Origin of the sequence: Rhodovulum strictum (assembly GCF_009649175.1) — a bacterium.
Taxonomy (GTDB): Bacteria; Pseudomonadota; Alphaproteobacteria; order Rhodobacterales; family Rhodobacteraceae; genus Rhodovulum; species Rhodovulum strictum.
On sequence record NZ_WJPO01000003.1, the window covers coordinates 116,778 to 133,862 of the forward strand.

17 protein-coding genes are annotated in these 17,085 nt (G+C 68.0%); 8 read left to right on the top strand and 9 right to left on the bottom strand.

Translation table 11 applies throughout. The features are described from left to right. Position 1 precedes the first annotated feature (1 nt). From GH815_RS03505 to GH815_RS03515, 3 genes are all read left to right on the top strand, one after another. Positions 2-985: a CheB methylesterase domain-containing protein gene (locus GH815_RS03505; RefSeq protein WP_170290286.1), complete on the top strand. Its 984-nt coding sequence runs from the start codon at positions 2-4 to the stop codon at positions 983-985. Further along, on the top strand, positions 982-1,548 hold the full coding sequence (locus GH815_RS03510) for a chemotaxis protein CheD (protein WP_153747369.1): 567 nt from the start codon (positions 982-984) through the stop codon (positions 1,546-1,548). Before GH815_RS03505 ends, GH815_RS03510 begins: the two co-directional genes overlap by 4 nt. Positions 1,549-1,714: 166 nt before the next feature. Next, positions 1,715-2,485, top strand: a complete 771-nt coding sequence (locus GH815_RS03515; RefSeq protein ID WP_153747370.1) for an HpcH/HpaI aldolase family protein — start codon at positions 1,715-1,717, stop codon at positions 2,483-2,485. A gap of 7 nt (positions 2,486-2,492) precedes the next feature. Here GH815_RS03515 and GH815_RS03520 read toward each other — a convergent pair whose 3' ends face one another. From GH815_RS03520 to GH815_RS03555, 8 genes are all read right to left on the bottom strand, one after another. Further along, complete coding sequence (locus GH815_RS03520) at positions 2,493-3,032, bottom strand: 2-oxoacid:acceptor oxidoreductase family protein (RefSeq protein WP_153747371.1); 540 nt, start codon at positions 3,030-3,032, stop codon at positions 2,493-2,495. After that, positions 3,032-3,880, bottom strand: a complete 849-nt coding sequence (locus tag GH815_RS03525; protein WP_153747372.1) for a 2-oxoacid:ferredoxin oxidoreductase subunit beta — start codon at positions 3,878-3,880, stop codon at positions 3,032-3,034. The genes GH815_RS03520 and GH815_RS03525 overlap by 1 nt, the downstream gene beginning before the upstream one ends. After that, on the bottom strand, positions 3,877-5,019 hold the full coding sequence (locus GH815_RS03530; RefSeq protein ID WP_153747373.1) for a 2-oxoacid:acceptor oxidoreductase subunit alpha: 1,143 nt from the start codon (positions 5,017-5,019) through the stop codon (positions 3,877-3,879). Before GH815_RS03530 ends, GH815_RS03525 begins: the two co-directional genes overlap by 4 nt. Further along, positions 5,016-5,909 carry a 2-oxoacid:acceptor oxidoreductase family protein gene (locus GH815_RS03535; protein ID WP_246176299.1) on the bottom strand — a complete coding sequence of 298 codons (894 nt, stop codon included), beginning with the start codon at positions 5,907-5,909 and terminating at the stop codon, positions 5,016-5,018. Before GH815_RS03535 ends, GH815_RS03530 begins: the two co-directional genes overlap by 4 nt. A gap of 9 nt (positions 5,910-5,918) precedes the next feature. Continuing rightward, positions 5,919-7,730 carry an indolepyruvate ferredoxin oxidoreductase subunit alpha gene (iorA, locus tag GH815_RS03540; protein WP_153747375.1) on the bottom strand — a complete coding sequence of 604 codons (1,812 nt, stop codon included), beginning with the start codon at positions 7,728-7,730 and terminating at the stop codon, positions 5,919-5,921. A 95-nt stretch (positions 7,731-7,825) separates the two neighbouring features. Further along, entirely contained in the window at positions 7,826-9,169 is a 1,344-nt protein-coding gene (locus tag GH815_RS03545; protein WP_153747376.1) for a TRAP transporter large permease, read from the bottom strand. Beyond that, complete coding sequence (locus GH815_RS03550) at positions 9,166-9,675, bottom strand: TRAP transporter small permease (RefSeq protein ID WP_153747377.1); 510 nt, start codon at positions 9,673-9,675, stop codon at positions 9,166-9,168. Before GH815_RS03550 ends, GH815_RS03545 begins: the two co-directional genes overlap by 4 nt. 52 nt (positions 9,676-9,727) lie before the next feature. Continuing rightward, positions 9,728-10,750, bottom strand: a complete 1,023-nt coding sequence (locus GH815_RS03555) for a TRAP transporter substrate-binding protein (protein WP_153747378.1) — start codon at positions 10,748-10,750, stop codon at positions 9,728-9,730. A gap of 293 nt (positions 10,751-11,043) precedes the next feature. Here GH815_RS03555 and paaI point away from each other — a divergent pair, with 293 nt between their 5' ends. The 3 genes from paaI to GH815_RS03570 all read left to right on the top strand — a co-directional run bounded on the left by paaI (position 11,044) and on the right by GH815_RS03570 (position 14,229). After that, positions 11,044-11,469, top strand: coding sequence for a hydroxyphenylacetyl-CoA thioesterase PaaI (gene paaI / locus GH815_RS03560; protein WP_153747379.1), 426 nt, complete (start codon positions 11,044-11,046; stop codon positions 11,467-11,469). A gap of 39 nt (positions 11,470-11,508) precedes the next feature. Further along, positions 11,509-12,819, top strand: coding sequence for a phenylacetate--CoA ligase PaaK (gene paaK / locus GH815_RS03565; RefSeq protein ID WP_153747380.1), 1,311 nt, complete (start codon positions 11,509-11,511; stop codon positions 12,817-12,819). A 108-nt stretch (positions 12,820-12,927) separates the two neighbouring features. Next, a complete protein-coding gene (locus GH815_RS03570; RefSeq protein WP_153747381.1) occupies positions 12,928-14,229 on the top strand; it encodes a hypothetical protein in 1,302 nt (433 codons plus the stop codon). Positions 14,230-14,276: 47 nt separating this feature from the next. Here the strand turns inward: GH815_RS03570 and purU are convergent, their stop codons facing one another. Beyond that, positions 14,277-15,137, bottom strand: a complete 861-nt coding sequence (gene purU, locus GH815_RS03575; protein WP_153747382.1) for a formyltetrahydrofolate deformylase — start codon at positions 15,135-15,137, stop codon at positions 14,277-14,279. 170 nt (positions 15,138-15,307) lie between these two features. Between purU and gatC the strand changes: the two genes are divergently transcribed. Both gatC and gatA read left to right on the top strand, forming a co-directional pair. Continuing rightward, a complete protein-coding gene (gene gatC / locus GH815_RS03580) occupies positions 15,308-15,595 on the top strand; it encodes an Asp-tRNA(Asn)/Glu-tRNA(Gln) amidotransferase subunit GatC (protein WP_153747383.1) in 288 nt (95 codons plus the stop codon). 6 nt (positions 15,596-15,601) lie between these two features. After that, positions 15,602-17,083: an Asp-tRNA(Asn)/Glu-tRNA(Gln) amidotransferase subunit GatA gene (gene gatA / locus GH815_RS03585; protein ID WP_153747384.1), complete on the top strand. Its 1,482-nt coding sequence runs from the start codon at positions 15,602-15,604 to the stop codon at positions 17,081-17,083. The last annotated feature ends 2 nt before the right edge of the window (positions 17,084-17,085 follow it).

The window sequence follows — 17,085 nt, forward strand, 5'->3', positions numbered from 1 at the left end:
GATGATCGCAGATGGAAACGAGGAAGGGCGGCGCCAGCTCGCGGCCACGGTGGGCTCGATGCGCGGCATTTCGCTGGGCACCTGTGCGTCCGACCTGACCGAGACCTATCACGCCGCCGAGAGTCGCCCGCCCCAGGCTGTCCTGGTCGCCGAGAACCTGGCCCGGCTGCCCGAGTTCGAGGTGATGCAGACCCTGTTCCGCGCGCTGAACATCCGCTGCGTTCTGGTCGCCGACACGCCCGCCAGCGGCGATCGGCTGGCTACCAGGGCAGGAACCACGGGGATTCGGGTGACCCATCTGGGCGCCTCGCAGGAAGAACTGCGCCAATGCCTGTTCGCGGTTCTGCTCGACCGCCCGGCGGCGGCGGTGCCGCGCGAGCCGCCGGTTGAGCGGATGACCTTCCAGCCTGGGCGGCTGATCCTGATCGGCGCGTCGACCGGCGGGGTGGATGCGTTGATCCGCGTGCTGTCCGCGTTTCCCGCCGATTGCCCGCCCACGCTTGTCGTTCAGCATACCAGCGGCACTTTCAGCGCCGGTCTGGCGCGGCTTCTGGATCGTGCGAGCCCGGCGCGTGTCGCCGAGGCCGAGGACCGGCAGCCGCTGGTTCCGGGCACGGTGCTGATTGCCCCGGGCAAGGATCATCATCTCGAGATCGCGCGCGGGAACGGCACGCATTGCCGCCTGCGCGAGGGGCCGCCGATGTCGGGCCATCGGCCCTCGGTCGATGCGCTGTTCCATTCGGCGGTGCCTGTCGCGGCCCGGGTCAGCGCGGCGATCCTGACGGGGATGGGCCGGGACGGGGCCGAGGGGATGCTGGCGCTGCACCGCGCCGGTGCGCATACGATCGGTCAGGATCAGGCCAGCGCGCTGGTCTATGGCATGCCGCGTGCGGCGCACGAACTGGGCGCGGTGCGCGAGCAGTTGCCGATTGGCCGGATCGGGCAGGCGCTGCTGCAGAGTTGCGTGAGAAGGAGTGGGGCATGAGTTTGTTTTCGCCGATCCCGAACCCGGGCCAGCCCGACTGGCCGAACCATCGCATCCAGGCTGTGATCCAGGGGGAGTACCGCGTCTCGCGCGATCCGGACGTTGTGCTGTCGACCATTCTGGGATCCTGCGTCTCGGCCTGCATCTACGACCCTGTCGCGCGGGTCGGCGGCATGAACCATTTCCTGCTGCCGGGTGACGACGGGCTCAACAAGAGCGAGGTGAAGTATGGCGCGATGGCGATGGAATTGCTGATCAACGAGCTTCTGAAAAGCGGGGCGCTGCGCAGCCAGCTCAAGGTCAAGCTGTTCGGCGGCGCTCGGGTCAGTTCGGCCTTCAGCGATATCGGCGAGAAGAATGTGATCTTTGCGCGATCCTATCTGCGCCGCGAGGGATTCGAGGTGCTGTCGGAAAGTCTGGGCGGGCAACAGGCGCGGCGGCTGCATTTCCGCCCCGCGACCGGGGCCGCGCGTCTGGTGATGCTGCCGCCGACCGAAGCCCCGCCCGAACGCCGCCCATCGCGTCCGGCACCGAAGCAGGATCCGGGCATCACGCTGTTCTGAGCGGGCCGGCTGCGCAGGCCGTTGGGGCGGCGATCCGGCTGCCTGCTTGACCCGGACCTTCGGGCGCAGTCTCATCGCGTCGGGCGTCGGGCGTCGGGCGTCGGGCGTCGGGCGTCGGGCGTCGGGCGTCGGGCGTCGGGCGTCGGGCGTCGGCTAAGGAGGAACCATGGACAACCCCACCAACCTGTTCAAGTCGGCGCTGCGTGCGGGGCGGCCGCAGATCGGCATCTGGAATGCGATCCCGCAGCCGATGATCGCCGAATTGCTGGCGGGCTGCGGCTTCGACTGGGTTCTGGTCGATACCGAGCATGCGCCGATGGAGGTGCGCGACGTGCTGCCCGCGTTACAGGCCGTTGCGGCGCAGCTGGGGTCTTCGGCGGTGGTGCGGGTGGCGATCAATGACTGGGTTCTGATCAAGCGCCATCTCGATCAGGGCGCGCAAAGCCTGATGGTGCCCTATGTCCAGTCGCGCGCAGAGGCCGAAGCGGCGGTGCGCGCGATGCGCTATCCGCCGCGGGGCGTGCGTGGCGTGGCAGGCATCACCCGGGCCAGCCGTTTCGGGCTGATCGCCGATTACATCGCCCGCGCCGAACAGGAATTGTGCCTGATCGTGCAGGTGGAAACCCGCGCGGGGCTTGAGCGGCTGGAAGATATCGCGACGGTCGAGGGCGTGGACGGGGTGTTCATCGGCCCGGCCGATCTGGCCGCGAGCCTGGGCTTTCCGGGCCAGTCCGGCCACCCGGAGGTGGTCGCCGCGATCGAGGGCGCGATCGCGCGGCTGAAGGCGGTGGGCGTGCCGTCGGGCATCCTAAGCACCGATCCGGTCCTTTCCCGGCGCTGGATGGAACTGGGCACGGCATTCACCGCGCTGGGCATCGACATCGCGCTGCTGGCCCGCGCCGCGACGGCGCTGCGCGCCGAGGTCGCTTGCGGCTAGAGCCGCGTCAGGCCGGTTCGTGCACCGCCATGGCCTGACCGGCGGCAAAGGCGTCGCGGTTGAGCCGGTCGAATTTCGCGGGCGTCATGGCCAGCACGCGCTCAAGCAGCAGCTCGGGCGGGCAAAGCTCCGACAGCGCGCAAAGCGTGCCAAGCGCCACGATATTCGTCACCCGCGGATTGCCGAGGCTGCGCGCGGTTTCCGCAAAGGGCAGGGCAAGCGTGCGGAAATCGCCGCGGGGCGGATCGGGCACCAGTTCGGCATCGGCCAGCACGACCGAGCGGGGCGAGAGCAGGTGATCGGACACGCCCAGCCCCGCCAGATCGAGGATCAGCAGGTAATCGAGGCGGCGGGCCAGCGGGAAATCCGCCTCGCCCTCGCTGATGACCAGATCGGAGCGGCTGAGCCCGCCGCGCGAGACCGGTTCATAGGCATTCGACTGCGCCACATTGCGCCCCTGAAGGGCCAGCGCCGCGGCGAGGATGCGCGCAGACAGCAGAAGCCCCTGACCGCCGCTGCCCGAAAAGCGGATTTCCGTCGTCGCCATCACGCGTCCCCCCCCTCGCCGCGAAGCCCCGCCGCCATCGCCCGGTAGGCGGCGCCATATTCCGGCCGCTCGCTGCGCGCGATGACGCCGGTGCGCAGGTGGTTCGGGCGGAAGGGCACATCGACCGTGTTGCGATAGGCGAAGGGGCGCATTTCGCTTTTCTTGGCCAGCATCATCTCGGGCGAGGCGCCCAGATCGTTCTTGCGGCCATAGATCTCGGTGCAGTCCGACAGCACCTCGACAAAGGAAAAGCCCTTATGGGCAATGGCCTGGCCGATCAGGTCGCGCAGGCCCAGAACCTGCATCGTGACCTCGCGCCCGACGAAACCGGCGCCTGCCGCGGCGGCCAAGGCGCAGGCGTCGAAGCCGGGCTCGGTATTGCCCTGCGGCGTGGTCGAGGTATAGCGCCCCTCGGCGGTGGTGGGCGAAACCTGCCCGCCGGTCATGCCGTAGATCTCGTTGTTCAGCATCAGGCAGGTGATATCCAGATTGCGCCGTGCTGCGTGGATCAGGTGGTTGCCGCCGATCGCAAGGCAATCGCCGTCGCCGGTGATGACGACCACGCTCAGATCGGGGCGGGCGAGTTTCAGCCCCGTGGCAAAGGTCAGCGGGCGGCCATGGGTGGTGTGAAAGGTGTTGGCGTCGATATAGGCCGAAAGCCGCCCGGAACAGCCGATGCCCGAGACCACGGCCAGCTTGTCCTTGTCGATGCCCTGTTCGTGCAGCGCCCAGACAAGGGCGCGCAGCGCGATCCCGTGCCCGCAACCGGGGCAGAGGAAATGCGGCATCTGCTCCTGCCGGATCCAGCTGTTCACGTCGAAGGCGGTGGCCTCGGTGGTGTCCTTCATTTCAGCGCCTCCCGCGCGCGGTCCGCGATTTCGTCGGGGGTGATCGGCTGGCCGTCGATCCGGTTCAGCCGCAGCGCCGGGGCCTTGCCCGCCAGCACGCGCTCGATTTCCAGCACCAACTGGCCCTGGTTCATCTCGGGCACCAGCACCGCCTTTGCGCCCGACCGGGCGACGATGTCGCGCAGCGCCTCTTCGGGGAAGGGCCAGAGGGTTACGGGGCGGAACAGTCCGACGCGCAGCCCCTCGGTGCGCAGGTCGCGCACTGCTTGGCGCGCGGCGCGGGCGGAGATGCCGATGGCGACGATCAGCAGATCGGCATCGTCTGCGTCCTGCACCCGCCAGCTTTCGATCCGCTCGCGATGCAGCGCCAGCTTGTCGGTGGTGCGGGTGACGGCGGCGGTCGCCACCTCTGGCACCTGGGTCGGGAAACCGCCGGGCGCGTGCGTCAGGCCGGTGCAATGGGCGCGATAGCCGTCGCCGGGCCGCGGCATGGGCGGGATCAGGTCTTCGGTGACGGCATAGGGCTGGAAGCCCGCGCGCGGGCCGGTGGCGAACTTGCGCCAGACCTCCGGCGTCTCGGGCACGGCGGACAGGTCCACGGTTTCGGTCAGATGCCCGATCACCTCGTCCAGCAGCACCACGACCGGCACGCGCAGGGTTTCGGACAGCTCGACCGCGCGGATGGTTTCGCTATAGGCCTCGGCGACAGAGGCCGGGGCCAGAACGATGATGGCGTGATCGCCATGCGTGCCCCAGCGCGCCTGCATGATGTCGCCCTGCGCGGGGCGCGTGGGCATGCCGGTCGATGGCCCGCCGCGCATCACGTTGACGATGACGCAGGGGATTTCCGCGCCGCAGGCATAGCCCAGGTTTTCCTGTTTCAGCGAAAAGCCGGGACCCGAGGTGGCGGTCATTGCCTTGACGCCGCCCATGGACGCGCCGATCACCGCGCCCATGGATGCGATCTCGTCCTCCATCTGGATGAAGGTGCCGCCCACCTTGGGCAATTCGCGCGACATGACTTCGGCCACTTCCGACGAGGGCGTGATCGGGTAACCGGCGAAGAACCGGCAGCCGGCGCGGATCGCGCCCAGCGCGCAGGCTTCGTTGCCTTCGAGATTGCGGATCGTCGCGCTCATTCGGCGGGCTCCGTGACGGGGATGTTGGTGACGCTGATCGCCTGATCGGGGCAGAGCCAGGCGCAAAGCTGGCAGCCGGTGCACAGATCGGGCAGGGCAAGTTCCGCCTTGAGCCGGTCGTTCAGCCGCAGGCAGCGTTCGGGGCACATCTTGACGCAGATGTCGCAGCCCTTGCACCATTCCTCGGTGATTTCGAGGATGGTATCGACCTGCGGGTGATGGATCTCGGAATGGGCCTTGTGCAGCCCGCCGGCGGTGACGTCGATGCGTTTATCGCCGCCCATCGCCCAGGCGCGGCCCTCGGCAAAGGCGGCGCGGTTGATCTCGGCCGACTTCGCGGGAACCGTGGATGCGATGATCTCGATCCAGGCTTCTTCGGGGAAGTCGAGCACGGTGGACAGCGCGCCCAGAAGAACGGTGTTCGAGGCGCGCGCATTGCCTAGGTTCGCGGCCATGCCGGTCGCGTCCATCACATAGCCCGCATGGACCTGTTCGATGATCTCTTCGGGGGTCTGGGGGGCATAGGCCGGTTCGGCGCCGCGCTTGCGGTTGCGGCAGGCGAAGGGGGGCACGATCTTCTGGCAATCGGCGATGAAGGTGCCGGTATCGGGTTTCAGGTGCTTGAGCCAGCGCAGCCCCTCGGCCCATTCCAGCGCCACCAGGATATCCACCTCGCCCTCGGGGATGGTGGGGGACCAGACCTTGGGGCCAAAGCGGACATGGCTGAACACGCCGCCGCCGCGCTTGGCCATGCCGTGGACCTCGGATTGCTTCACGTCATGCCCGTCGGCCTGGCAAAGCTGGGCCAGCACCTTGGAAACCATGATGACGCCCTGACCGCCGACGCCGACGATCAGCACGTTCATGGTGCGGTTCATCTTCTCGCCCATCATCTGCCCCTAATGGATCGGCTTGATCGAATGGCTGGTGCAAAGCTGCGCGCACAGGCTGCACCCGATGCAGGCCTCGGGGTCTATCTTCACCTTGTGGCGCCCCTCGTGCCAGCCCTCTGACCAGGTGATCGCGGGGCAGCCCAGATTCATGCAGGCCTGGCAGGCGATGCAGCTTTCCTGTTCCACCTCCATCGCCGGGCCCTTGATGCGGACCGGGTCCAGCACGCAAGGTCTGTCGGAGATCACGACCGAGACACCCTTGTAGGCCATCGCCTCGCGCAGAGTGCGTTGCAGGGTGGCGGTGTCATAGCTGTCGACCTTCTGCACCCAGCTTACGCCCAGCGATTTCACCAGTTCCATGAAATCGACCCGCGGCGCGGGATCGCCGCGCAGCGTGCGGCCGGTGCCCGGATGGTCCTGGCCGCCGGTCATCGCGGTGATGTGGTTGTCGAGCAGGAAGACGGTGATATCGGCGCCGTTATAGACCGCGTCGATCAGGGGCGGGATTCCGGAATGCAGGAAGGTCGAATCGCCGATGGTGGCGACGATCGGCTTCGTCTCGGTCCCCGCCTTGGCCATGCCAACCGCATTGGCGATGGACGACCCCATCGAGACGCAGGTATCCATGGATTTCAGCGGTTCCACCACCGCCAGCGTGTAGCAGCCGATATCGCCCGCGACGCGGGCATCCAGCGCCCTCAGCGCCATGAAACAGGCCGCATGCGGGCAGCCCGCGCACAGCACGGGCGGGCGGATCATCGGCGCGAATTCGAAGGGGGCGGCGTTCTGGCGGGGCACCATCAGCCCGGCACGGGCCAGCGCGTCATGCACTATCTCGGGCGAAAACTCGCCCTCGCGCGGGAAATATGCCTTGCCCTCGCAGGCGATGCCCATGGCCTTGAGCGCATCCTCGATCAGGGGTTCCAGTTCCTCGACTACGATCACCCGTTCGACGCTCGCGCAGAAGTCGCGGATCAGCCGGTCGGGCAGGGGCCAGGTGACGCCGAGTTTCAGCACGCTGGCATCGGGCATGACCTCCTTCACATAGGTATAGGGGATGCCCGAGGTGATGATGCCGACGCGCGTATCGCCCGGCTCGACCCGGTTCAGGGGATTGTCCGCCAGCCAGTCCTTCAGCCGCCGCTCGCGTTCCAGCACGACGCCATGCTGCATGCGGGCATGTGCCGGGATCATCACGTTCTTTTTCGGATTCTCGGTGAAGCCGCGCGACGCGGGTTCCTCGCGCGCGCCCATCACCACCGCGCTGCGGGTATGCGACAGCCGCGTGGTCGAGCGCACGAAGACCGGCGTATCGAACTGTTCCGAGATGTCGAAGGCCTGGCGGGTGAAATCCAGCGCCTCCTGCCCGTCGCAGGGTTCCAGCACGGGCACCTGCGCGAAACGGGCATAGATGCGGCTGTCCTGTTCGTTCTGCGAGGAATGGATGCCCGGATCGTCACAGATCGCGACCACCAGCCCGCCATTCACCCCGATATAGGAGAAGGACATCAGCGCATCGGCGGCGACGTTCAGGCCCACATGCTTCATCGCGGTAAAGGCGCGCACCCCGGCAAAGGAGGCGCCGATGGTAACATCCATCCCGGTCTTTTCATTGGTGGACCATTGCGCGTGGATATCCGACGCGGGGTAGGTCGCGATGTTTTCGAGGATCTCGGTCGAGGGTGTGCCGGGATAGGCGGCGGCGACCCTGGCGCCGGCCTCCCACACGCCGCGGGCGATGGCCTCGTTGCCGGTCAACGGGCGTGCGGCGCCCGCAGGGATGGGGTCGGCGGCGGTCTGCCGCAAGGCTTCGGTCATGGCTTTATGTCCTGGGTCGCGCGTGCTGCCTAAGAAAGTTACGACAGTTCTATGTTCCGGGCAATTTTATAACAGGGTGCGGATTGCCGCATCGTTCAGGGGCCCATCTGGCCGGGCAGGACCAGCACCAGCCAGGGCAGCGTCACGATCAGCGCCAGCCGCAGGATGTCGGCGATCCAGAACGGCGTGACGCCGCGAAAGATCGTGCCGGTCGAAACATCGCCCACCACGCCCCGCAGCACGAAGACGTTCAGCCCCACGGGCGGCGTGATCAGGCTGATCTCGGTCACGACGACGACGACGATGCCGAACCAGACCGGATCGTAGCCGAGCGAGACGACCAGCGGGAAAAAGATCGGCACCGTCAGCAGCAGCATCGACAGGCTTTCGAACACGCAGCCGAGCGCCAGATAGATCGCAAGGATCATCAGCATCACGGTAAAGGGGGAAACGTCATAGGCGGTGACGATCCCCAGAAGCGCCTCGGGCAGACCGGCGAGGTTGACGAAATTGGAAAAGATCTGCGCCCCGATCAGCACCGCAAACAGGCTGGTCGCAGTCATCGCGGTTTCCTTCAGCACGCCGAAGGTGCCGCGCAGCGTCAGCCCGCCCCGGGCCAGCGCGATCAGGAAGGCCCCCATCGCGCCCATGCCCGCGGCCTCGGTCGGCGAGAAGGTCAGGTTCAGCGGCGCGACGTCGAACAGCCCGTAAAGCCCGCCGATCACCAGCACGAACAGCAGCGCCACCGCCCAGATCGAGCGCAGCGCGCGCAACCGTTCGGGCCAGGGCGTGCGCGGTGCGGCGGGGCCGGCCGAGGGGTCGCGGAACACCACCCAGCGCACGGCGAACAGGTAGAACAGGATGCCCAGTGCGCCGGGGATGATGCCCGCGATGAACAGCTTGCCGATCGAGGTTTCGGTCAGAAGCCCGTAGATCACCAGGATCACCGAGGGCGGGATCAGGATGCCCAGCGTGCCGCCCGCCGCGATGGACGCGGTCGACAGCCGGTCGGCATAGCCGTAGCGGCGCATCTCGGGCATGGCGACCTTGGACATGGTGGCGGCCGTGGCCAGCGACGAGCCGCAGATCGCCGAGAACCCGCCGCAGGCCGCCACCGTCGCCATGGCCAGCCCGCCGCGCAGATGGCCCAGAAAGACATGCGACACGGCGTAAAGCTCGCGCGCAAGCCCGCCCTTGTTCACGAACAGCCCCATCAGGATGAACAGCGGGATCACCGACAGCCCGTAATCCTGCGCGGTGTCGGTGATCTGGCGCCCCACCATCGACAGCGCCGCATTCAGACCGCGTTCATCGAAGATCGACCCGCCGCGCATATGGGCAAAGCCCAGCGTGCCCACCAGCCCCATCGCGAAGACGATGGGCATGCGCATCAGCACCAGCGCAAGGACCAGCGCGAATCCGATCAGGGCTTCGGTCATCGGGCCAGATCCTCGTCCAGCAGATGCGGGGCGAACAGGTGGACCAGCCCGATGGCGACCATGACGGCGGCCGTCAGCGCCACCGAGACGGTGATGAAGCCGGTCACCAGATGGACCGGGATCGACAGGTATTCGGTCACGTCGCCATAGCCGCGCGCGCGCCCCGTCAGCATCCACAGCCGTTCGGTGGGCCAGACCAGCATCACGCCGCAGACGATGTTGATCGACGCCTCGCGCAGCCGGTTCAGGTGCAGCCGGTCGAATATCCCGTCGAACAGATCGACCGCGATATGCCCGCCCCTGGCCGAGATCACCGGCAGGCAGGAAAACACCATCACCGCCATCAGCACCCGGGTCAGTTCGGTTGCCGCCTGGATCGGCGCGTTGAAGGCCGAGCGCAGGATCACATCGGCAAAGGTCATCGCCATCAGCGCGAACAGCGCAAGGCAGGCCAGCGCGACGGGCAGGCGGCTGGCCCCCCGGGCAAGCGCGATCAGCGTTTCCATCTTCCCTCCCCCGAGGCGGCGCGGGGCCGCAGGCAACGGCCCCGCGCGCCCGTCACCAGGCGGCCATCTCGGCCCGGATCATGTCATAGGCGGCCTGGGCATCGACGCCGGTGGCGGCGACCTCCTCGATTACCTTGGCGCGGATGGTGCCGGCGATCTCGTCGAAGCGGGCGGCATCCTCGGGGCTCGCGTGATGGATCGCGTTACCCGGCGTCGCCTCGGTCAGCGCGATGCCCTCGGCATCGCCCTGTTCCCAGATCGCGCCGATGGCCCGGCTCAGCGGTTCGCCGAAGACCTTTTCCTCCAGCGCGGCCTGGATGTCCGCGGGCAGGGCGGCAAAGGCCTCCTCGGACATGATGTAGGCAAAGGAGCCGCGGTAAAGCCCGCCGGGCAGCATGTACATGTTCTGCGCCACCTCGGTCAGCTTGAAGCCCGCGCGCGACTCGATGGGGATCACCACGCCATCGGCGGCCTTGGAGGCAAGCGTCTCATAGACCTTGGGGGCGGGCACCTGGATGCCGATCATGCCCAGCGCCGCCCCCAGATCGGTCGCGACCCCGCCGGGGATGCGCACCTTCATGCCCGCCATCTGGTCGAGCGATGTCACCGGCGCGGCCGATTGCAGCTGCGCCCCGCCATGGCTGTGCAGCGCGATCACCTTGACGCCGCGATGTTCGTTGGCCTGTTTCAGATGGGCCTCATAGGCGCGCCAATAGGCGACCGCCGCGGCCTCGGACGTGCCGACATAGCCGGGCAGTTCGATCATCTTGGTGGTGACGAAGCGGCCCGGCTGATAGCCGTGAAAGATGATCGAGACATCCGCCGCGCCGTCCATGACCAGGTCCATCTGCGCGGGGGCTTCGGCCAGGCCCAGCTTGACCTCGGCGGTCACGCGCCCGTCGGTGGCCTCCTCGATCATCTCGATGAATTTCGGCCACATTTTCGCGTTGATGTTGTGGGTGGGCGGCGCCCAGCTGGAAATCACCAGCGTGTGATCGGCGGCCCAGCCTGCGTTGCCCGCGATGGCCAGCGCGGCGCCTGCCAGAAGCGTGCCAAGTGTCGTCCGTATCGCCATGGTTTCCTCCCGGATTGCGATGTCGGATGGGGGCGGGCCTGCTTGCCGGGCCTCCTCTGCCCGGCGGTTGCGGCCCTGTGCGGGGTGGTTCAAGGTTGCGTCACTTGGCCCTCCCGGCCGTCATTGACCCACCTCTGGCCCTGTGCATCATTCCGCAAGAAACGATCGGAAAGGCTTGGGCCAATGATCGGCAATTTTCTTGCGCCCTCATGCAGGGTTCGGGGCGAGCATGGCGCCCAAGGTGACGGGCAGGCCGGGATGCGCCTAGGCGACCGAGCGCCGCAGGAGGCCAGATGACGCCGAAGGCCCGCGCCGAAGCCTGTGCCGCGGCCATTTCGGCGGCGACGCGGGCCGAGCACTGGCTTGGGATCGAATTGCTGGCCATCGACGAGGGCCATGCTGTGATGCGGATGACGGTCGCGGCCCATCATGCCAACGGGCAGGGGGTCTGTCATGGCGGGGTGATCTTTGCGCTGGCCGACAGCGCCTTTGCCTATGCCTGCAACAGCCGCAACGTCTCGACGCTGGCGCAGCACGGCACGATCAGCTTCGTCTCTCCGGCAGCGGTGGGCGAGGTGCTCACCGCCACCGCGCGCGAGCGGTCGCTCATGGGGCGCAACGGGATTTACGATGTGCGGGTGGAAACCGCCTCGGGCGCCGTGGTGGCCGAGATGCGCGGCATGTCCCGCGCGGTGCGGGGGCATTGGATCGAGGAATGAGACGGCCGGGCAGGGCTCCGCGCCGGAGTGGAGGATGGAATGAAGGATCTGAGCATGCACCGGGACGGTCTGGACCCGATCGAACTGGCCTCGCGCGACGAGATCGAGGCGCTGCAACTTCAGCGGCTGAAATGGTCGCTCAGGCATGCCTATGACAATGTCCCGATGTATCGCGAGCGGTTCGACGCGAAGGGCGTGCATCCCGACGACCTGAAGACGCTGGCGGATCTGGCGCTGTTCCCCTTCACGGTCAAGAACGACTTGCGCGACCATTACCCCTTTGGCCTCTTCGCCGTGCCGCGCGAGCGGATCGTGCGGCTGCATGCCTCCTCGGGGACGACCGGCAAGCCGACCGTGGTGGGCTATACCCAGCGCGACATCGACATATGGGCCGACCTGATGGCGCGCTCGCTGCGCGCAGGCGGCGTGCGGGCGGGCGACGTGGTGCATGTGGCCTATGGCTACGGGTTGTTCACCGGGGGGCTGGGCGCGCATTACGGCGCGGAACGGCTGGGCGCGACGGTGGTGCCGGTTTCGGGGGGCATGACCGAACGGCAGGTGACGCTGATCGAGGATTTCGGCGCCTCGGCGATCATGGTCACGCCCTCCTACATGCTGAACATCCTTGAGGAATATCACCGCCGGGGGCTGGACCCGCGGCAATCGCCCTTGCAGACCGGCCTGTTCGGCGCCGAGCCCTGGACCGATGCCATGCGCCGCGAGATCGAGGCAGCCTTCGACATGCATGCCATCGACATCTACGGGCTGTCCGAGATCCTCGGCCCCGGTGTCGCCAACGAATGCGTCGAGACCAAGGACGGCCTGCATCTGTGGGAGGATCATTTCTATCCCGAGATCATCGACCCCGAGACCGGCGAAGTGCTGCCCGAGGGGTCGGTGGGCGAACTGGTCTTCACCACGCTGACGAAAGAGGGGCTGCCGATGATCCGCTACCGCACGCGCGATCTGACCCGGCTGATGCCCGGCACGGCGCGGTCCATGCGGCGGATGGCCAAGATCACGGGGCGGTCGGATGACATGATCATCCTGCGCGGGGTGAACCTGTTCCCATCGCAGATCGAGGAACTGGTGGTGGCCACGGGCGGGCTGACCAACCATTACCAGATCGAACTTTACCGCGCGGGCCATATGGACGCGATGCGCGTGCATGTCGAATGCCGCCCCGACAGCGCGGACGAGCTGTCGCGCGCGGCCGCGGCGCGGATGCTGCACAAGCGGATCAAGGACGTGATCGGCGTCTCGACCGAGATCGACGTCAAGGGCCCGGGCGAGGTGGTGCGTTCGCAGGGCAAGGCGCAGCGGATCCTGGACAACCGGCCAAGGGAGTGAGCCCCGTGCGGGCGGTAGGCGGAAACCTGCCGCGGCGCGCGTTCACCCTTTGGCAAGCACGATCGGGCAACTTGCCCGACAGGCCCCGTGCCGGTAAGGGTCAGACCCATGACGAAGACGCGCCAGAAGGCCGCCCAGGGATTGGGCCGCGACCGCCGGGCGGCCGAGATCGCCCGCTCCTACGCCCGTCTTTCCCCGGCGCCAGAGCCCCGTTGGCCGGGGGCCGCGGCCCTGACCGTGGCGGTCGGCCTGACGCTGGCGGCGGGGGCGTTTGTCGTGAGTGGCGAGATGCCCTTTGCCCGGACCGAAGCGCCGATTGCCGCGCTGCCGCGCGTTGCGCCGCCCCAGATCGCGCCGCCCGCTGCGCCGCCGGTCGCGGTCGCAAGCCAGCCGACCGCGGCGCCCGATCCCGCGCCCGTGACCCCGCCTGCGCCTGCCGTGCTGGTGCAAAGCGGCCCGCCCGCGCTGGTGCCGCCGCCGCGCCCCGAACGGCTGGCGCTGGCCGCTGCACCGCTGCGCCCGCAGGCCCGCCCCGCCGCCGATCTGGTGGCCCGGGCGCCCGCGGCGATGGGCTCGCTTGCGGATGTCGCGATGTCCCTGCGTGAGCCGCTGCCGCAGGCCGCGGGTTGTGCCGCGACCCTGGCCGCCGCGATTCCCGCCCGGCCGCGCAATGCGCAGCCCGGCAGCGCGCTGGCCCGGGCGATGGAGGGGCTGAAAGGGGCCGAGCGCGACGCGGTGATCCTGCGCGAATTGCTGGCGGGCAACCTGCCCGGTTTCCTGCGGCAACTGACACCGGTGACGGTGGCGGGCCGCTTGCCCGATGGCCGCCGCGCCGAGGTGACGATCTGCGTGACGCCCGATTACCTTGCGCTTGGCAGCGACGCGGATTTCCTGCGCGTGCCGATGGGCCTGCCCGCGGCGGCGCGTGTGGCGGACCGCTTCGGTTTCCTGCTGCCGACGACGCGGATGGTCGATGCGATCCACGCCCAGGCCGGGCGGCGGCTGGCGCCGCAGCCGATGACACCGGGGGCCGAGATGACCTCGACCCGCTATTTCTGGCAGCATCACCGCACGGTTCAGGGCCAGACCGGCGGCGGGGCGGGGGTGCTGACGGCGGGGCAGAAAAAGGATCTGGTGCTGACCAACCGCCTGCGCGAGATGCCCGGCCGGGTCGCGATCTATGGCTGGCACCGCCCCGATGGCCAGCCGATCCAGCCGCTCTCGATGGTGCATGGCGCACGCTATGCCGATTACAGCCATGGCGTGCGGCTGGTCAGCCAGACGGCCTTTGTGAATGGCCGCCCGGCGGTTCTGGCCGCGCTGCTGGCCGATCTGGCCTATGCCGCGATCCTGACCGGCGAAGGCCCGATCGTGGCGCCCGAGCGGCTGATGGCCTCGCTTTACCGCTAGCAAGGGGCCGGTATGGCCCCCCGCGATGGATGGCCGCGGCGACGGGCTCAGCCCGGCATGAACACCACCGTCTTGTGCCCGTTCGCCAGAACGCGGCGTTGCAGATGCAGCCGCACCGCGCGCGCCAGAACGCGGCTTTCGATGTCGCGGCCCACGGCCACGTAATCCTCGGCGGACAGCGCGTGGTTCACCCGCTCGGTCTCCTGCTCGATGATCGGACCTTCGTCCAGATCGGCGGTGACGTAATGCGCCGTCGCGCCGATCAGCTTGACGCCGCGCTCATGCGCCTGGTGATAGGGCTTCGCGCCCTTGAACGAGGGCAGGAAGGAATGGTGGATGTTGATGACCCGGCCCGCCAGCGCGCGGGACAGATCGTCGGACAGCACCTGCATGTAGCGCGCCAGCACCACCAGTTCGGCGCCGGTTTCTGCGACCAGTGCCAGAACGCGCGCTTCCTGTTCGGCCTTGTTGGCCTTGCTGACCGGCCAGCAATGATAGGGGATGCCATGCGCCTCGGCGGTGGGGCGGCTGTCCTCGTGGTTCGAGACGATGGCCGCCACCTCGGCCTCCATCCAGCCCACGCGGATCTGGTACAGAAGGTGCAGCAGCGCGTGGTCGAATTTCGACACCATCAGGATGATCCTGGGCCGCCGGTCGGCATCGACCAGATCGGCCTGCATCCCGTAGCCCGCAAGGACCGGGGCCAGCCGGGTGCGGAGCGCGTCGGGCTCGGCCGGGGTTTCGGTCTCGAAGGCGATGCGCATGAAGAAGCGGTTGCTTTCGGGGTCGCGGAACTGGTCGCTGTCCTGGATGTTGCCGCCAAGCGCGGTCAGCGCGTTGGCGACGGCGGCGACGATGCCGCGCTGGTCGTCGCAGGTGAGCGTCAGGATAAACCGGGTAGAGGGCATCGCGGGCCTTTTCGTTTCATGCGGGAGGGCAGGCGCCCGGGACCGGGCGCGGCCGGTCTGGGCCAGACGGCGGGCGAGTGCAAGCGCCTTGCCGTCGCGCCGCCCTTGCGGCGGGCGCGACACAGGGCTAAACGCGGGGGCGGATTTTCCCCGGAACGAAAGGCGGCCCCATGTCCATCGACATCGACACCGCGCGGCGCGTGGCGCATCTGGCCCGGATCGCCGTGGCCGAGGATGACCTGCCCGCGCTTGCGCAGCAATTGTCGGGCATCCTGACCTTCATGGAGCAGTTGAACGAGGTCGACGTGACGGGCGTCGAGCCGATGACCTCGGTCACGCCGATGCGGCTGAAGCGGCGGGCGGATGTGGTGACGGACGGGGGCTATGCGGCACAGATCCTGTCGAACGCGCCCGATGCGCGCGAGGGGTTCTTTGCGGTTCCCAAGGTGGTGGAGTAACGGGCGATGAGCGAGCTGAGCAAGCTGACCCTGGCCGAGGCGCGCGACGCGCTCAGGAAGGGCGAGACGACATCGCTGGCGCTGACCGAGGCCTGCCTGTCCGAGATCGAGGGGGCCGCACGGCTGAACGCCTTTGTCCATGTCACCCCCGAACTCGCGCTGGATCAGGCGCGTGCCGCCGATGCCCGGATCGCGGCGGGCGATGCGCCCGCGATGTGCGGGATGCCGCTGGGGATCAAGGATCTGTTCTGTACCAGGGGCGTGCCCTCTCAGGCGGCGTCGCACATACTGAACGGGTTCCGGCCGGAATATGAATCGACCGTCACGCAGAAGCTGTGGGATGCGGGCGCGGTGATGCTGGGCAAGCTGAACATGGACGAGTTCGCCATGGGCAGCTCGAACGAGACCAGCACCTATGGCAATGCGGTCAACCCGTGGAAGGTCGATGACCGCGACCTGACGCCGGGGGGCTCGTCGGGCGGGTCTGCCGCCGCTGTTGCGGCCGATCTGTGTCTGGCGGCGACCGGCACCGATACCGGCGGCTCGATCCGCCAGCCCGCGGCCTTTACCGGCATCGTGGGGATCAAGCCGACCTATGGGCGCGTCTCGCGCTGGGGGATCGTGGCCTTTGCGTCCTCGCTGGATCAGGCCGGGCCGATGACCCGTACCGTGCGCGATGCGGCGATCATGCTGGGTGCGATGGCGGGGCATGATCCGAAGGATTCGACCAGCGCCGACATTCCCGTGCCCGATTTCGAGGCGATGCTGACCGGGGATATCCGCGGCAAGACGATCGGGATCCCGCGCGAATACCGCATGGACGGGATGCCCGCCGAGATCGAGGCGCTGTGGACCCGCGGCGCCGAAATGCTGCGGGACGCGGGCGCGAAGATCGTCGATATCAGCCTGCCGCATACGAAATACGCGCTGCCCGCCTATTATGTGATCGCGCCCGCCGAGGCGTCCTCGAACCTCGCGCGCTATGACGGGGTGCGCTATGGCCACCGCGCCAGGCTCGCCGAAGGCGACGGCATCGTACAGATGTACGAAAAGACCCGCGCCGAGGGCTTCGGCAAGGAAGTGCAGCGCCGGGTTATGATCGGGACTTATGTCCTGTCGGCGGGCTTCTACGACGCCTATTACAACCGTGCGCGCAAGGTCCGTGCCCTCATCAAGCGCGATTTCGACGAGGTGTTCGCGCAAGGGGTCGATGCGATCCTGACGCCCGCGACGCCGTCCGCCGCCTTCGGGCTGGGCGAGATGCAGGATGCCGATCCGGTCGAGATGTATCTCAACGACGTGTTCACGGTAACGGTGAACCTCGCTGGTCTGCCGGGCATCGCGGTGCCTGCGGGGCTGGATGCGCAGGGGCTGCCGCTTGGCCTGCAACTGATCGGCCGGCCCTGGGAAGAGGGCGATCTGCTGAACACTGCACAAGTGCTTGAGGATGCCGCGGGCTTTGTTTCCAGACCCGCGAAATGGTGGTAAGA

Excerpts from the sequence above, each read along its gene's own strand:
- GH815_RS03505 (WP_170290286.1), top strand. The coding sequence starts at position 2 with ATGATCGCAGATGGAAACGAGGAAGGGCGGCGCCAGCTCGCGGCCACG.
- GH815_RS03510 (WP_153747369.1), top strand. The coding sequence starts at position 982 with ATGAGTTTGTTTTCGCCGATCCCGAACCCGGGCCAGCCCGACTGGCCG.
- GH815_RS03515 (WP_153747370.1), top strand. The coding sequence starts at position 1,715 with ATGGACAACCCCACCAACCTGTTCAAGTCGGCGCTGCGTGCGGGGCGG.
- GH815_RS03520 (WP_153747371.1), bottom strand. The coding sequence starts at position 3,032 with ATGGCGACGACGGAAATCCGCTTTTCGGGCAGCGGCGGTCAGGGGCTT.
- GH815_RS03525 (WP_153747372.1), bottom strand. The coding sequence starts at position 3,880 with ATGAAGGACACCACCGAGGCCACCGCCTTCGACGTGAACAGCTGGATC.
- GH815_RS03530 (WP_153747373.1), bottom strand. The coding sequence starts at position 5,019 with ATGAGCGCGACGATCCGCAATCTCGAAGGCAACGAAGCCTGCGCGCTG.
- GH815_RS03535 (WP_246176299.1), bottom strand. The coding sequence starts at position 5,909 with ATGGGCGAGAAGATGAACCGCACCATGAACGTGCTGATCGTCGGCGTC.
- iorA (WP_153747375.1), bottom strand. The coding sequence starts at position 7,730 with ATGACCGAAGCCTTGCGGCAGACCGCCGCCGACCCCATCCCTGCGGGC.
- GH815_RS03545 (WP_153747376.1), bottom strand. The coding sequence starts at position 9,169 with ATGACCGAAGCCCTGATCGGATTCGCGCTGGTCCTTGCGCTGGTGCTG.
- GH815_RS03550 (WP_153747377.1), bottom strand. The coding sequence starts at position 9,675 with ATGGAAACGCTGATCGCGCTTGCCCGGGGGGCCAGCCGCCTGCCCGTC.
- GH815_RS03555 (WP_153747378.1), bottom strand. The coding sequence starts at position 10,750 with ATGGCGATACGGACGACACTTGGCACGCTTCTGGCAGGCGCCGCGCTG.
- paaI (WP_153747379.1), top strand. The coding sequence starts at position 11,044 with ATGACGCCGAAGGCCCGCGCCGAAGCCTGTGCCGCGGCCATTTCGGCG.
- paaK (WP_153747380.1), top strand. The coding sequence starts at position 11,509 with ATGAAGGATCTGAGCATGCACCGGGACGGTCTGGACCCGATCGAACTG.
- GH815_RS03570 (WP_153747381.1), top strand. The coding sequence starts at position 12,928 with ATGACGAAGACGCGCCAGAAGGCCGCCCAGGGATTGGGCCGCGACCGC.
- purU (WP_153747382.1), bottom strand. The coding sequence starts at position 15,137 with ATGCCCTCTACCCGGTTTATCCTGACGCTCACCTGCGACGACCAGCGC.
- gatC (WP_153747383.1), top strand. The coding sequence starts at position 15,308 with ATGTCCATCGACATCGACACCGCGCGGCGCGTGGCGCATCTGGCCCGG.
- gatA (WP_153747384.1), top strand. The coding sequence starts at position 15,602 with ATGAGCGAGCTGAGCAAGCTGACCCTGGCCGAGGCGCGCGACGCGCTC.